Source organism: Mucilaginibacter rigui, from assembly GCF_014773275.1.
In the GTDB taxonomy this organism is placed as follows: Bacteria; Bacteroidota; Bacteroidia; order Sphingobacteriales; family Sphingobacteriaceae; genus Mucilaginibacter; species Mucilaginibacter rigui_A.
Genome location: NZ_JACWMW010000002.1, coordinates 395,445 through 409,592, shown reverse-complemented (window position 1 = coordinate 409,592; position 14,148 = coordinate 395,445). Strand labels below are relative to the sequence as shown.

Sequence of the window (14,148 nt, the reverse complement as noted above, 5' to 3'; positions counted from 1 at the left end):
AACACAAAAAGGCCCCTTCTATAAAGGGGCCTTTCTTATTATAAATGGGGATAATACTTAATCCCTGTGTCCGCGATCGTGGCCTTTGTTATTACCACGGTTATCGTGTTTTACAATTTTAGTGGTATGTTTTACCACTTTGCGATTTTCTATACGTACCGGGCGGTTACTACTTGACCAATGGTTACGATATTTAACATCGCGGCTATCACGTATTATGGTTTGGCCGGCACGGCCCCTGTAACCTGCGTATTTGGTTCGATAGGTTGTTGCATGCACCCATGGGTTTGGTTCGTTCACAACAACTTTGTAGCCGTTATATACATTGTAGTTACTATACCTTGGGGGTAAACTGGCCCTGCGTACCCAGCTGTTATTCTCCAGGTATACATATTGGTGGGCCGGTACATCATAATAGGTATCAATATCCGGCATGTAGTAATAATCGGCGTGGTCGTAACCTGTTGGCCCCCATTCGGGCTGGCTGCCAATGTTAATGCTTAAACTAACTTGTGCACTTGCTGTTTTGTATGCTATGCAGCTTAAAAATATGGCTGCTGTAATAATTACCTTTTTCATAGTTGTATATTTTTGCAGGTATGACAGCTGGTGCGAACTATAGTTTAATAAATAGAAGGGGTATAACATGGATGTTACAGAAGCCTCTATCCGCCTGAAGGGGGAACCGAATTAAACTTGAGTCATCTTAAAATAAGTTAACTTGAGTGTCAACTTATTTCAGGACGGGACACCCTAAATAAATAAGTTTGAGGCTTTTTTGCGTTTATCTGAAAAACTAAATTGTTAAATTAGCGAAAAAACTCACGCTATGCTACGCAATCTGCTTCTGGTTACTTATCGCAATCTGATCAAAAACAGGTCTTACACAGTAATCAATGTGGTTGGTTCAAGCTTAGGGCTTGCCGCATTTATTGTAATAAGCGCATACGTACATTTCGAGAAGAGCTTTGATAAAATGTACCCCGACGGTAACAATATTTACCGCGTGGAAAGCCAGTTTTACAGGTCGGGGGAGCTTACCGATAGCTGGGCTACCGCCACCAACGGTTACGCAAAAGCCATGTATGATAACCTGCCGGGGATAGCCAGTTATGCCCGCATTAGCTGGAATGATAACGAACGCATAGTACGCTACCAAAGTGTAAAATACCGCGAGCAGCGCGTGTGTTTTGCCGATAGTAATTTTGTTTCTTTTTTTGGGCTGCCGCTGCTTAAGGGCGATGCATCATCGGCATTAAAAGATGTTAACAGCGTGGTCATATCAGCATCCGAAGCAAAAAAATACTTTGGCAATGCAGATGCTGCCATGGGGAAAATGATGCAGTTGTCGTCGAGGTTTAACAGTTACAGTTGTATGGTTACGGGGGTGTTTAAAGATCTGCCCGCTAATTCAACGCTGCAATTTAATATGCTGGTATCGTGGGCCACATCACCTGCCTGGATCAAAGAATTTTGGTACCAGCATGAAAATTATACCTTTTTAAAACTTAAGCCGGGTGCAACAGCAGCCAGCATTGAACAAAAGTTCCCGGCGCTTGCCGAGCGTTTTAAAACCGAGGCCCCCTTAAAGGAACTTAAGTGGAGTGTAAAACTGGTGCCCCTTGCCGAGATCCACCTGAATACCGCGAAACCTTATGAAATGGAAACGAAGGGCAACAGGCGGGCTGTAAACTTCCTGGCAATAATGGCGTACGGCATCTTGCTTATTGCCTGTATCAATTATATTAACCTGGCTACTACAAAATCTGTTGACAGGGCGCGCGAGATCGGGATAAGAAAAGTTAACGGCGCCCATACCTCTCAACTTATACTTCAATTTTTTATAGAATCATTTATCATCAACCTGATATCGCTTGGCGTTGCTTCTTTGCTGGTAATATTTATCAGCTACTTATTGCAGCAAATATCTGGCGATACCCAAACCTACCGTTTATTGGTAGATGGTAGCCTGCTCATCAAGGTTACCCTTGTTTTTATGGGCAGCATACTATTATCGGGCGTTTACCCGGCAACAGTCCTGTCAAGGCTGCAACCTATTAAGGTGCTTAAGGGTAGGTTTGCGTTTTCAAAAAGTGGCGTGTGGTTACGTAAGGCAATGGTGTCTTTTCAATTCGCAGCATCACTGTTGTTGTTGGCAGGTACGTTTGCTGTTTACAGGCAATTATCTTACATGAGCGGGCAGGAAACCGGGGTAAACTTAAAACAAACGGTAGTTATTAAAGCTCCCTCCAATACAGGCAATTACATACAAAAAGTTAACAGCTTTAAAAATAGCGCCGCTAATGTTGCGGGCGTAAAAGCAATTAGCATATCGGGCGCGGTACCCGGCAAGCAGGTTGGTATGGCTGCAGCCTGCCGGAGATATGGCACCTCAAAAAACGATGAGCGCACTTACGAAATGTTACGGGTCGACTTCGATTTTATGAAGATGTACCAATTACAACTTATTGCCGGCCGTAGTTACGATAGCGCCAATACCGGCGACTCAACCAAAGTGATACTTAACGAATCTGCCGTCAAGCAATTTGGCTTTAGATCACCGGAGGATGCTATTGGTAAAAAAGTATGGATAGAATCATTAGATAAAGAACCTAACGAGGTAATTGGGGTAATAAGGAACTATCACCAGCAATCATTAAAAGAGGCTTATACTGCAACCGTACTTTTTATGGACCCTAAGCTTACATGGGTACCGCTTAAGTACATATCTGTGCAGATAGATCAGGCGCAAATGGAGGCATCTAATCATACCCTCAGTAAGTTATGGACTGATTTTTTTCCTGATTCATCCTTTGATTATTTTTTCCTGGATGATTTTTATGCAAAACAATATGAGCAGGATATACATTTTGGGCAGGTGTTTATGCTCTTCTCATCTATGGCGATAATAATTGCCTGCCTGGGCCTGTTTGGTTTAACAGCCTACTCAACGGCCAGGCGCAAAAAGGAAATTGGTGTGCGTAAGGTATTAGGGGCATCGGCACAAAGCATTATACAACTTTTAACAAACGATCTATTAAAGCTTATACTTGCGGCAAGTATAGTTGCCTTGCCTGTAGCGGGGGTACTTATTTATCAATGGCTGCAGGGGTACGCGTTTAAAGTGCAAATAACCTGGTGGCAATTTGTAGTGCCGGTTGTAATATTAATGCTTATATCTTTTTCGGCAACTATTTATCTTACCTATAAGGCGGCGCTTACAAATCCTGTAAAAACCCTGCGCGATGAGTGATATACCCGGTTGAGACTGTATTTGTGATACTATTCAGCTTTACTGGCAATCTCTTTAATCACCATATCAAGGTCATTTGCGCTGGCAATAAGTTTCTCATGGAGCTGGCGCACATCCGGGCCAACTTCTATATCTGCTAAAAGATGGGAAATGCCTATAATATTGGCTAAAGGTTTCCTTACCCCATGTGATTGTATAAAGCTAATTTCGGATAGCTTCATGTTTTTAGTTTCAATTTCGGTTTGAGCGGAAACCAGTTCGGTGATATTATAGCCAATGCAAAAAACACCCTCAGGTTCGTTTTTCTCACTAAATATCCCCTGCATTTCCCATTGGGTAATAACAAATCCTCCTTCTCCATCATGCTTGCGCAATTTTGCAGGAATAAGAACGCCCGGGTTTTGCAAGCACTTCATGCCCGCCTCCGCGCATATTACGATATCATCGGGATGCAGGGTTGTAGAGAAATGCTTGCCCAGCAATGATTTTTCTGATAGCGCAAAGTTACGATTGTAATTATCACTGACGTAGCTATAACGACTGTCCAGGCCAATGGCAATGGTATAGAAAAAAGACGAACTACTCAAAAAACTATTGATCTCTTTGAAATACTGCATGGATTATGTTATTTACTTACAACCCGTTACCGCCTGGTTGGTTTGATATTTCAGTGGTATTATTAACCCGCTTTTACGCGGGCTGTATAAAAGTTTAAGAAGACCGTGCCGTGTTTTCGGTTCAGCCATATAAATATAAAAGCCATTTATAGCCAATTGGTGTGTTCTGTAAAGCCCAATGGTTGATAATTGATGTATTGTACAAAACGTGGCTGTGCTGATGTATTGGGGCTGCTACCATGTTGCAACGCCTGTTGCCAAATAATAAAGTCGCCGGTTTCGCCTGTAATGGGCATGCTACCAAGCGCGTGCAAATCCTGCCTACGAGGATCGGCACCGGCCGGCAACGAGTTAAGCCAGCTTTGTAACCGGTGCTGAAAGCCAGGCACCAATGTAAAAGCGCCCTGGTTAGCTGCTGTATCACTAAGATATAAAATACCCTGCAAGCCAAAGGGAATTGGGAGTTCAAGGCTACAGTCCCAATGAAGGTCAGGCCCCGGAAATTTCCAGTTTTCGGTTTCCGGCGGGTTAAACCCCACCCGGTCATTATTCATCCAAATATTCTTTGTATGCCACAATTGTTCAAAGGCCCTGCGTATTTTATCTGAACTGCGGTTTTTGGTTAATATTGGATGCTGAAACAACTGCACCATAATACCCTGGCGGGCGGGGTTTGGCTTGTACCAGGTATCGGGCTGGTCTTGCTTAATTCCCAAAAAATCGCAAATAACGTTAATGGTTTCTTTGCAGTCATCTTCCGGTACAGCATTCTTTATTACCACATAACCATTTGTTTCAAAAAAGATCAGATCATCCGCAGAAAGAATAGGGTCGATAGTTTCGGTTTCGGCCATCTTACTATCAAATATTCTGTTAAAACGATCAAGGGTGTCGTTATCAGGTATGCCTGTAGTATCAATTATCCAATCTTCAAAATCATCAAATGAAGGGGCGTTTTGATAGATATGGGTAATCGTTTGTTCGAGGCCTAAGCTAAGAGCCCCTAACAGTACTTTATTGAGTTGCCATTCACTCTGCAATATTGCACCAGCCTTGCCACTACGATTAAGCTGGGTTGCCTGCCAAAATCGTTTTAATTGTTTAATTCTTAGCTTACCCGTTTCGTGAGGCGAAGGTAAAGTTATCCCGGAGTTCATTATTTAATTTAAACAATAAGAGTTGAATAATTACTACATATAATTATAAGCAGAATAATTCAATTATTATCTGAATGTTTTTTTGTACCCTTTATGTTTAGTATATAAGATTTTGCCTTGCAGTAGCGTTTTTAATAGCCGGTTCGTATTGTAATGGATTGCAGGTGCGATCCCATTATCTTTAAACCTCATGACCCCTAAATTAAACGCATTATTGTTGTATGTTTTTATTGCAATATTACTAACAACCGGCATTGGCTTATTTTGCTATTTATTCTATCACATCCTGGCCTGTTGTAACTCATCTATATTAATGCTTATTGTAACTCTTTTAATTATTCTTGCCCTGATCGTTTTTGCCATGTGCCTTCGTAACGATATCAGAAATAAATATAAAAACCACACCCGCTTTTAACCCTTGCGGGTTATTCAAATAAAAAGGGGCTCTGATTTTTCAATTGGAGCTCCTTTTTATAAATACAGCTTTTTACTATAAGTATAACCCCCAAATTATAAGCTGGTAATCTGAGATTGTTACTTCACCATCAAGGCTTCTCCTTCAAAAGCTACTCCCGGCCAGCCATGTGCTATAAATTGCCTTATATTTTGATGATCTGCGGCATGGGGGTTCTCCAGCACCGACAGGTAATGTTCGGCAAACAGGTAAAGCGTATCTGCTGCACTTAAATTATTGATCCGGGCAAAGGCAAATACTTTAGCACTACCCTGGTTTTGTGTTGCCTCGTTGTATACGTCGCCGTTTTTAAATGCGGTTGGTTGGTGCCAGTATCGCGCCTGGATAAAATCAATAACATCATTAAAAGTTACCGAGTTTTCCTTTAACCCTGTAATTAAGCCTCTTAGTTGTTCTTCCATCTAAAATTATATTTCACCGAAAATAACCAATGCAGCCTCCACATTCAATAAGCATTGCTTATCCCTTTATAGCATACGGGTTTATTAACCTTTCAAATTCTCTTTAAAAAAATCAATTGTGCGTGTCCAGGCAAGCTCTGCCGCGGCTTTGTCATACCGTGGCGTGGTATCATTATGGAAACCGTGGTTGGCTCCCTCATAAATAAAAGCCCGGTATTTTTTGTTATTTGCTTTAAGCGCAGCTTCGTAAGCCGGCCACCCCGCGGTAATGCGGGTATCAAGCGATGCATAGTGCAGTAGTAAGGGCGCTTTAATTTTTGGTACATCTTCCAGGGCTGGCTGGCTTCCATAAAAAGGAACCGCTGCTGCCAGGTCGGGGATGCGAACAGCCATCATATTGGCAATGCCGCCGCCGTAGCAAAAACCTACAACGCCTATTTTGCCATTACAGTCTTTATGGGCTTTGAGGTAGTTGTATGCATCAATAAAATTTTGTTCCATTTCGCCTTTATCACGGGTGGCCTGCATTTCGCGTCCTTTATCGTCATTACCGGGGTAGCCGCCAAGCGGGGTTAAAGCATCTGGTGCAAGGGAAATAAACCCGGCCAGGGCTGCCCGCCTTGCCACATCTTCAATATAGGGGTTCAGCCCCCGGTTCTCATGAACCACAATGATGCCGCCAAGTTTGCCTTTTGCATCAGCCGGCACAGATAATAATCCTTTAATGTTCCCGCCACCTTTTGGCGATGGGTAGGTGATGTACGCTGATTTTATGCGCGGATCATCTGCTTTAACCTGAATGTTCCCCTTATAATCGGGCATCAGGAAACTCATCAAAGCGGGCACGGTTAAGCCGCCCACTGCATACAAGGATAGCTTTTCCATAAATGTGCGCCTGTTAAGGCGGCTGTGCGCATAATCATCATACAGGTCAAACACTTCCTGTTTAATATCTTCTTTTTTTATCTGGCTCATGTTAGTTGGCTTTGATCAAATTTAATGCTTCGCGATGTACAAAACCCTAACAGTGTACCCGCCCATATTGTTTATAACAATACAGGTACAAATCTGTTAATTTACTTATGGAAATTAAACGCAACGGCTCACAGCCATCGGGTAAAGGCCCCGCAGAATATTTTACCGGCACCGTACGTATCGACCCACTGTTTACCCCGCCAGATCCGGCACGGGTTGCTATGGCTTTAGTTACCTTTGAACCGGGCGCCCGTACCGCCTGGCATACCCATCCGCTTGGCCAAACCCTTATTGTTACCGCCGGCAGCGGCCGTGTGCAGCGTGAAGGTGGGGCTATAGAAGAGATACGGCAGGGAGATGTAGTATGGTTTGCGCCGAATGAAAAGCACTGGCACGGAGCATCAGCAACTACTGCCATGAGCCATATTGCCATACAGGAAAAGCTAAATGGTTCACCGGTAACCTGGATGGAGCAGGTTACGGATGAGGAATACGGTAAAAGGTAAAATCGTGCTATTGGGTTGTTTTAGAACACCGATTCGCCTTGCAAAACTTTCCTATAAAAAGCTTTCCATCTGAAACATTGTTGATGCTAAAAGAAAACTTAATAGTTTTTCCACTCCGGGATCGGGAAGCTGCAATGCCGGCTTTTCGGTTACTTTTTTCCAGATAGAATACCCGCCATAAATAAACATGCATGCAATAAAAACATACACCCATACCGGGATATTACGCCCCGCGATGATCAGGTACATGTAGGGCAGGCTAAAACTTGCTGCAGCAAATAGCACAACGGTAATAATAGGTTTCTTTGCCCGTAAGTTTCTTAACAACAGCCCTATAAAAGTAAAAAAGGATAGTTTACTCACTAAATAAAGGCAGCCCAGCAACAGGGGGTCTACATCGTGTTTATCGCCTAAGGCAATTATCCAGTCTTTTAAAAGGGTAAGGTAGTGGGTCATTAATGCAATGTATGAATAACAAGTTACTTAACGGTGATTTACAGAAAATCGCATATTATTTTTTACTAAGTTCCTGTTTTCTTTTTGCGCTTAAATATTTACGTACCGGGATATCATAAAATACCATTACCAAATAAGCCAAACCAACCAAAAGAACCATACTTATTATAATTATAACGGCCAGTTGCCCGGGGCCCGGCTTATGGGCTACATAATAGTTGGCGAACATCCATATTACCGCGTAGTGGGTCATATACAGGGGGTATGATATATTGCCCGAAAACACACAAAGCTTTTTTAGCCCTTGTGCAAGTATTGCCCCGGCACCCAACGCCACCAATAACGGGAAATAAAATATCACAACCAATGGCTCGGTTACCCAGTTCCATTTGGTAAAGGGCATTAAAAAGGCCAGCATCAGTAATATGGCTATCCCCATAAAGCCCAATTTATTCTTAATGATCCAGCCTCTGCGATAAATAAGCAGCCCCGCTAAAAACGAGTAACCGATGCGCGCGCAGCCATCCCAAAAGTTACCCTTACCCCAGCCACCCATAATATTGCCTGCATGGTAGGTAACAAAACAAAGTACCACAGCTGCAACTATAGTTAATAAAATAAGCCAGCCCATTTTTAAGCGGAACAATATAAAAGCGTAAAAAATATTGGCTACATATTCCCAAAATAACGACCACGCCGGTGCATTTAAACCAAACTGATTAAAAACCCGCTCGGGCATTACCGGGAATGGGATAAGGAATATTGAACATACAAATATCAGCACAGTTTTACCCAGGCTGTATCCTACCGGGCCAACAAACGGATCAAACAAAAAAGCCAGTAACCCCAATACCGAGCCTAATATAACCAATGGGTGCAACCTGATGATCCTCGACTTAAAAAACTCCATAATGCCCATTTTGCCAATCCGGTCATCATAAGCATAGCCTATAACAAAGCCAGATAAACAGAAAAAGAAATCTACTGCCAGGAAGCCATGCGCTATAAAATTTTGGCTGTAATCCGAATAGGCCACTTCCATAAAATGGAAGGCAACAACAGATAAGGCGGCAACGCCCCTTAAGCCGTCCAGTATCTCGAAGTGCTGTTTGGTTTTCAGGATTTCGGGGCTTAGCTTTTCGTCAGTCATTGTTCTTTAGGTGTTATAACTCCAAGATTAATAAATAATACCGATTTACCCATACGCTTTTCTATAAGATTAAGCCTGCCTGGATAAACTGCCGGCTAGTACTCCTAATGTTTTTTTATCTTATATTGCAGTAAACATATAAAGCCGTTTTTTAATGCACGAAATATTGCTGTTATGCATGGGGCTTATCCTCAGCGTTTCTTTCCTGGTTGTGGTGGCAAATAAGTTAAAAATAGCATACCCCATATTTTTAGTGATAGCTGGTTTAGCCTGCAGCTTTATACCCGGCATCCCCAATATCCATATCGACCCTAACCTTGTTTTCCTGGTGATACTGCCCCCGGTATTGTACGATGCGGCCCAAAATACGTCATGGAAAGCCCTTTGGAAATGGCGGCGTATTATCACCGTTATGGCGCTGGGTTATGTTTTACTCACTGCAACAGCAGTGGCTATTGTGAGCCATTTGCTTATCCCCGGGTTTTCATTGGCGCAGGGCTTTTTACTTGGGGCTATTATTTCCCCGCCCGATGCTGCTGCGGCAACCTCAGTACTGCGTTTTATAAAAATGCCCAAAGGGATAGTAGCCATTTTAGAAGGCGAAAGCCTGCTGAACGATGCAAGCAGTTTAACCATATTCAGGTTTGCACTGGCGGCTATAATCAGTAGTAATTTTGAGTGGTATAATGCCGCTGGTGGTTTCTTAGTAGTTACATTTTCGGGTATTGCCATCGGGCTGGTTTTGGGGCTGATATTTTATGCCATTTACCGTTGGCTTCCCACCAATTCAAACCTCGACATCGCATTTTCGCTGGTGCTGCCATATATCATCTACCTTATTGCTGAAGAACTGCATTCATCGGGCGTACTGGCTGTTGTAAGCGGGGGATTATTTATCTCGTACAGGAACCATTTTGTTTTAACTCACAGCAGCCGGCTAAAATCAAATGCAGTTTGGCCATCTCTTGTATTTATTATTAACGCCGTTATATTTTTCCTGATAGGCCTGCAGGTTACCGAAATTGTTGCGGGTTTAAAAAACGTAGCGTTATCTGAGGCTCTTAAAATAGCGCTCATCATCACGGCTGTTGTTATTGTAATAAGGCTGTTTGCCGGCTTATTTTCTGCCTGGTTTACACGTTTTATCAGCCAGTATATTACTGTGGCCCAAAGCAGGCCCGGATGGCGAAACCCACTTATAGTAAGCTGGACAGGCATGCGCGGGGTTGTTTCACTCGCCTCGGCCCTATCTATTCCCTTGCTGTTAAACAACCAGCCTTTTCCACATCGCAACCTTATACTGTTTATAACATTTGTTGTTATAATAGTTACTCTTGTGGGGCAGGGCCTTACCTTACCTGTAATAGTGCGCTGGTTAAAACCCGAACCGCTTTCTGAGGATAAAACCGATGATCAGCAGGTATTGGAAATTGAGATAGCCCTTTTAGAGCGTGCTGTTGAAGAGTTAGGTGAAAACTACCCGCTCGACCTTAAAAACAATGTGCTGTTGCAAAACAAGCTCGACCTGCTAAAAAACAAATTGAAATTATATTCAGAATCGTGTTATAATGAACCTCAAAAAAAGATAGTCAAAAAAATGACAACACGTTTCCAAAGCATCATATCAGCCATAATTGAGCAGCAGCGGGCAGAGTTGCACCAGTTTCGTACCAAAGATAAATTTGATGATGATGTGATCCGCCTGATAGAAAACCGTCTCGACCTGGAAGAAGAGGGCCTGCAGGGGGAAGTAGATTAAACAACCCTACGCATCTGCCAATTCTACCCAAACCGGTCCGTGGTCGCTGGTTTTTTCCCAGCCGCGTACGTTGCGGTCAACACCGGCGGCTAAAAGCCGTTTATTCACATCAGGGCTTAACAAGAAATGATCTATCCGTAAACCGGCATCACGGCCGTAGGCATTGCGAAAATAATCCCAAAAGGTATAAATAACCTTATCGGGGTTAAGCTTGCGGATGGCGTCCGTCCAGCCCTGATCAACCAGTGCCTTAAAGGCCACCCGTGTTTCCGGGCGAAAGAGGGCGTCTTCTACCCAGCGTTCAGCCTTATAGGCATCCAGTTCGGTAGGTATCGCGTTATAATCTCCGGTTAACACAACCGGTTTGCCCGATGCAAGCAATTCGGCTGCATGTTCGGCAAACCGTTCAAACCAGCGCAGCTTATATTCAAACTTAGGGCCGGGTGCCGGGTTGCCATTTGGCAGGTACAGGCAGCCAATGGTAATGCCGTTTACCTCGGCTTCAATATAGCGGCTATGGGTATCGTCGGGGTCGCCGGGTAAGCCACGCCGGGTTTCTTTTATATCTAAATTACGGGTAAGTATAGCAACTCCATTCCAGCTTTTTTGCCCGTGCCATATCGCATTATACCCGGCATCCTTAATGGCCTGTTCGGGGAATTTTTCATCGGGTGCTTTCAATTCCTGCAGGCAGGCAACATCGGGCGTGCTTTCTTCCAGCCAGCGCAGCAACACCGGCAGGCGGCCGTTTATTCCGTTAACATTGTAGGTGGCTATTTTCATAATATAAGGGGACAGGCAGTTGCTTTAATAATTTAAAGGTAATATTTTCCATCATTGGGCCAATGCCCGTGCCCTATATTTAACGCCGTATATTAAAGAATTATCGGGGTATCTATCAACTTACGCCAATCAGCTATTATCAAAGCCGGGTTTTGCATATCCTCGGTAAGCTCTGTTATTTTCTGGTTGATGTATGGTGGGATAGCATCCCTCTTAAAGGCCTCGTAATTAGCATTTTTATCTTTCTTTTCATCCTGGCCTATCTCTCTTTCAATAGATGTAGGCACCCCGCAATCAACAAGGCGCGCCATCCAAACCGTTTTAAAAATGGTGCCTATCCTGGGTGTATATCCATTGGCTACTTGTTTACTGAATTTTTGACTGCCAACCTGCTTACGGCGCTTATCAAGCACGGATACCCATGTTTTTTCGGCAAAATCTGCAAACTGTTTCGCCGTTTTTGATATGGTACCTGTTTTAGGTTTGCCATAGCTCGATTCAAGCGGCGATTTCCATTTCTTTTCCTTTTCGTTATAATTACCCGGGTCAACAAAGGCCATCTCCTGTGTAATACCAAGCTGCAGGGCAGCTCCCAGCATAAATACACCAAGGCCTGCATTTGCAAGCTTTGCATCTTGTAATGAACCCAGCATTCCGCCGGGGCCTGTTAAAAAAAGTTATCATACTTTTGCAGCAGGGTAAATAATTTATCCCTGTCGTTTTTATTATTCAGGTCGGCATTTTGTTTTGCCGGTATGTATTCATTCTCCAGTTTGCTCATCAGGTTATGCAAGCCACCGTTTATGGTGAGGATGGTATTAGCATCTATCTTTTGGTCTACAATACGGGCTACCTCCTGGTAAACCTGGTCGAAATAGTCGGGCACCTCTTCAGGGAAAAAGTGGTTCACAATCATATCGCCTATAAATCCACCCACTTTAGACAGGATGGCCCCGCCAATGCCTTTCGCTATGGTCATAGCTAACGATTTCTTCTTTGCCTTTAACCTGAAAGCTGGCTTGGGGTTAAGGTTAGCATTATTTGCCAACTCTGGCTTAAGTACATTTATGGCTCCATTTTCATCAAGCCGGATATTGATAACCACATAATACATGGTAGCCAGGTTGGTAATACGCTCAAACACTATTGTACCGGCGGCAATCTCTCCATATTTTTTTGAAAGTACACCTAACGTTTCTTTTTCGGCATATTCCCCCAATAACATCGGATAATTGCTATGGATGGTTTGCATCAGGCAATCAATCCTTTTTTGGATGCCAGGTGTAATTTGTGGTAGCTTGGATGGTTCTACCAACGGCAAAGTCCCGGTTTTTATATTTTCAGTACCAGGGAAAAGATTACCGGCCGAGTTGATCTGTGCATAAACGGTAAATATGTCCTGATAATAACCGGGGGCAATATTGGGCTTAAGGGCGCCGGGTACAAGTGCAATGTCCGGCTTAATTGCCGCTACATCGGCAGAGATCGCCATAGTTTTCATTTAATAAGGTTTGGGTTAGTTAATAGCAATTAAACACAGCAACATGCTGATAGCATGTTAGTTACTTTTAAAATTAGGCAAATATTATGGCCCCAAAAGGGGAAATACACCTTTTGGGAATGCCCTTTTTGGCCCTATTTGCCAACCCCACAGTATTTAGCTTTTGTGACGGGAATCTATGGCTTATTTTAGCGCTTTTGCAATGGCCTCGTCTGTTACTTTAGCCATTATTTTATACCCGGCGGCATTGGGGTGTACGCCATCAATGGTGAGGTCGGCGCGTGTTCCTTTTTTATCATCTACCAGTGGGCTGTAGTAGTCAAGCAGGATCAATTTATTTTGGGCGGCGTAAGCTGTTATTGCTTTATTAAGGCTTATTATTTTTTCGGCAGCCGGGAAACCTTTACGCCACGGGTATTCATTGATAGGGACGTATGCACACAATATGGGGGTGATTTTATGTACACGGCATAGTTCTACCATAGATTTAACATCATCTAAAATACGCTTGTTGGTTACATGCCCTGTTGTGCTTGCAATATCATTGCTCCCGGCCAGTATAATTACTGCTTTGGGTTTAAGCGCTATTACATCTTGCTGAAACCGGAGGAGTAGCTGAGGTGCTATTTGCCCGCTAATACCCCTGTCTATATAGTTTTTATGTGCTTCAAAATACTCGGGCAGGCGTGTTTTCCAGAATTCAAAGATCGAGCTTCCTAAAAATACCACACGTTTTTCACCGGGTACCGGGGCAGGCAACAATTTATTCTCGGCTTCATAATGGCGCAGGTTCGCCCAGTCATCACTAAAATTTTCTTTTACAATAGCGGCGGCTGTTTTAGTGGCGGTATCTGTTTGCGCATAAACCGATGCTGTTAATAATAGTGCAGGTAAAAAAAGTGCAATTTTCATGTCTGTCGTATTGGTTGATGATTTTCAAATGTACATGTTCCGTTTAAAAAAGCAAGCAAAAGCATTAAATATCGTTCCCTGGAAATTAATCGGCACATTATAAGGTGATTGTATTTTATTCCCTTAGTTCCACAAAAAGGCGTTAAACCAGTTGCGGGCATTACGGCCATATGGCCTATTTCTAAATCAATTAACAAACCTTT

14 protein-coding genes are annotated in these 14,148 nt (G+C 43.2%); 3 read left to right on the top strand and 11 right to left on the bottom strand.

Annotated features, from left to right (window positions below):
- Positions 1 to 57: 57 nt before the first annotated feature.
- Complete coding sequence (locus tag IDJ75_RS08955) at positions 58 to 579, bottom strand: hypothetical protein (protein WP_191175286.1); 522 nt, start codon at positions 577 to 579, stop codon at positions 58 to 60.
- Positions 580 to 829: 250 nt separating this feature from the next.
- On the opposite strand from IDJ75_RS08955, the gene IDJ75_RS08950 reads away from it, so the two are divergent.
- Positions 830 to 3,253 carry an ABC transporter permease gene (locus IDJ75_RS08950; protein ID WP_191175285.1) on the top strand — a complete coding sequence of 808 codons (2,424 nt, stop codon included), beginning with the start codon at positions 830 to 832 and terminating at the stop codon, positions 3,251 to 3,253.
- 29 nt (positions 3,254 to 3,282) lie between these two features.
- On the opposite strand, the gene IDJ75_RS08945 is transcribed toward IDJ75_RS08950, so the two are convergent.
- The 4 genes from IDJ75_RS08945 to IDJ75_RS08930 all read right to left on the bottom strand — a co-directional run bounded on the left by IDJ75_RS08945 (position 3,283) and on the right by IDJ75_RS08930 (position 6,878).
- On the bottom strand, positions 3,283 to 3,870 hold the full coding sequence (locus IDJ75_RS08945) for a PAS domain-containing protein (protein WP_191175284.1): 588 nt from the start codon (positions 3,868 to 3,870) through the stop codon (positions 3,283 to 3,285).
- Between the two features lie 146 nt (positions 3,871 to 4,016).
- Positions 4,017 to 5,027 (bottom strand): phytanoyl-CoA dioxygenase family protein, encoded by a 1,011-nt coding sequence (locus IDJ75_RS08940; protein ID WP_191175283.1) that lies wholly within the window; start codon positions 5,025 to 5,027, stop codon positions 4,017 to 4,019.
- 534 nt (positions 5,028 to 5,561) lie between these two features.
- The gene (locus tag IDJ75_RS08935) at positions 5,562 to 5,903 is read right to left on the bottom strand and encodes a HopJ type III effector protein (protein WP_191175282.1); all 342 of its coding nucleotides are present in this window, start codon (positions 5,901 to 5,903) and stop codon (positions 5,562 to 5,564) included.
- An 84-nt stretch (positions 5,904 to 5,987) separates the two neighbouring features.
- Positions 5,988 to 6,878, bottom strand: a complete 891-nt coding sequence (locus tag IDJ75_RS08930) for a dienelactone hydrolase family protein (RefSeq protein ID WP_191175281.1) — start codon at positions 6,876 to 6,878, stop codon at positions 5,988 to 5,990.
- Positions 6,879 to 6,985: 107 nt separating this feature from the next.
- Between IDJ75_RS08930 and IDJ75_RS08925 the strand changes: the two genes are divergently transcribed.
- On the top strand, positions 6,986 to 7,384 hold the full coding sequence (locus tag IDJ75_RS08925; protein ID WP_191175280.1) for a (R)-mandelonitrile lyase: 399 nt from the start codon (positions 6,986 to 6,988) through the stop codon (positions 7,382 to 7,384).
- Between the two features lie 51 nt (positions 7,385 to 7,435).
- On the opposite strand, the gene IDJ75_RS08920 is transcribed toward IDJ75_RS08925, so the two are convergent.
- Positions 7,436 to 7,840, bottom strand: coding sequence for a hypothetical protein (locus IDJ75_RS08920; RefSeq protein WP_191175279.1), 405 nt, complete (start codon positions 7,838 to 7,840; stop codon positions 7,436 to 7,438).
- A 55-nt stretch (positions 7,841 to 7,895) separates the two neighbouring features.
- Positions 7,896 to 8,990, bottom strand: a complete 1,095-nt coding sequence (locus IDJ75_RS08915; RefSeq protein WP_191175278.1) for an acyltransferase family protein — start codon at positions 8,988 to 8,990, stop codon at positions 7,896 to 7,898.
- Between the two features lie 154 nt (positions 8,991 to 9,144).
- Between IDJ75_RS08915 and IDJ75_RS08910 the strand changes: the two genes are divergently transcribed.
- Complete coding sequence (locus IDJ75_RS08910; RefSeq protein WP_191175277.1) at positions 9,145 to 10,749, top strand: Na+/H+ antiporter; 1,605 nt, start codon at positions 9,145 to 9,147, stop codon at positions 10,747 to 10,749.
- 6 nt (positions 10,750 to 10,755) lie between these two features.
- On the opposite strand, the gene xth is transcribed toward IDJ75_RS08910, so the two are convergent.
- From xth to IDJ75_RS08890, 4 genes are all read right to left on the bottom strand, one after another.
- Positions 10,756 to 11,532 (bottom strand): exodeoxyribonuclease III, encoded by a 777-nt coding sequence (xth, locus tag IDJ75_RS08905; RefSeq protein WP_191175276.1) that lies wholly within the window; start codon positions 11,530 to 11,532, stop codon positions 10,756 to 10,758.
- 92 nt (positions 11,533 to 11,624) lie between these two features.
- Entirely contained in the window at positions 11,625 to 12,185 is a 561-nt protein-coding gene (locus tag IDJ75_RS08900) for a hypothetical protein (RefSeq protein WP_191175275.1), read from the bottom strand.
- Between the two features lie 14 nt (positions 12,186 to 12,199).
- A complete protein-coding gene (locus IDJ75_RS08895; protein ID WP_191175274.1) occupies positions 12,200 to 13,033 on the bottom strand; it encodes a hypothetical protein in 834 nt (277 codons plus the stop codon).
- 183 nt (positions 13,034 to 13,216) lie between these two features.
- Complete coding sequence (locus IDJ75_RS08890; protein WP_191175273.1) at positions 13,217 to 13,945, bottom strand: GDSL-type esterase/lipase family protein; 729 nt, start codon at positions 13,943 to 13,945, stop codon at positions 13,217 to 13,219.
- Between the last annotated feature and the right edge of the window lie 203 nt (positions 13,946 to 14,148).

What these genes read in the sequence shown, in the direction of transcription:
- xth (WP_191175276.1), bottom strand. Translation starts at nt 11,532, where the DNA reads ATGAAAATAGCCACCTACAATGTTAACGGAATAAACGGCCGCCTGCCG.
- IDJ75_RS08935 (WP_191175282.1), bottom strand. Translation starts at nt 5,903, where the DNA reads ATGGAAGAACAACTAAGAGGCTTAATTACAGGGTTAAAGGAAAACTCG.
- IDJ75_RS08940 (WP_191175283.1), bottom strand. Translation starts at nt 5,027, where the DNA reads ATGAACTCCGGGATAACTTTACCTTCGCCTCACGAAACGGGTAAGCTA.
- IDJ75_RS08955 (WP_191175286.1), bottom strand. Translation starts at nt 579, where the DNA reads ATGAAAAAGGTAATTATTACAGCAGCCATATTTTTAAGCTGCATAGCA.
- IDJ75_RS08910 (WP_191175277.1), top strand. Translation starts at nt 9,145, where the DNA reads ATGCACGAAATATTGCTGTTATGCATGGGGCTTATCCTCAGCGTTTCT.
- IDJ75_RS08890 (WP_191175273.1), bottom strand. Translation starts at nt 13,945, where the DNA reads ATGAAAATTGCACTTTTTTTACCTGCACTATTATTAACAGCATCGGTT.
- IDJ75_RS08915 (WP_191175278.1), bottom strand. Translation starts at nt 8,990, where the DNA reads ATGACTGACGAAAAGCTAAGCCCCGAAATCCTGAAAACCAAACAGCAC.
- IDJ75_RS08925 (WP_191175280.1), top strand. Translation starts at nt 6,986, where the DNA reads ATGGAAATTAAACGCAACGGCTCACAGCCATCGGGTAAAGGCCCCGCA.
- IDJ75_RS08950 (WP_191175285.1), top strand. Translation starts at nt 830, where the DNA reads ATGCTACGCAATCTGCTTCTGGTTACTTATCGCAATCTGATCAAAAAC.
- IDJ75_RS08945 (WP_191175284.1), bottom strand. Translation starts at nt 3,870, where the DNA reads ATGCAGTATTTCAAAGAGATCAATAGTTTTTTGAGTAGTTCGTCTTTT.
- IDJ75_RS08900 (WP_191175275.1), bottom strand. Translation starts at nt 12,185, where the DNA reads ATGCTGGGTTCATTACAAGATGCAAAGCTTGCAAATGCAGGCCTTGGT.
- IDJ75_RS08920 (WP_191175279.1), bottom strand. Translation starts at nt 7,840, where the DNA reads ATGACCCACTACCTTACCCTTTTAAAAGACTGGATAATTGCCTTAGGC.
- IDJ75_RS08895 (WP_191175274.1), bottom strand. Translation starts at nt 13,033, where the DNA reads ATGAAAACTATGGCGATCTCTGCCGATGTAGCGGCAATTAAGCCGGAC.
- IDJ75_RS08930 (WP_191175281.1), bottom strand. Translation starts at nt 6,878, where the DNA reads ATGAGCCAGATAAAAAAAGAAGATATTAAACAGGAAGTGTTTGACCTG.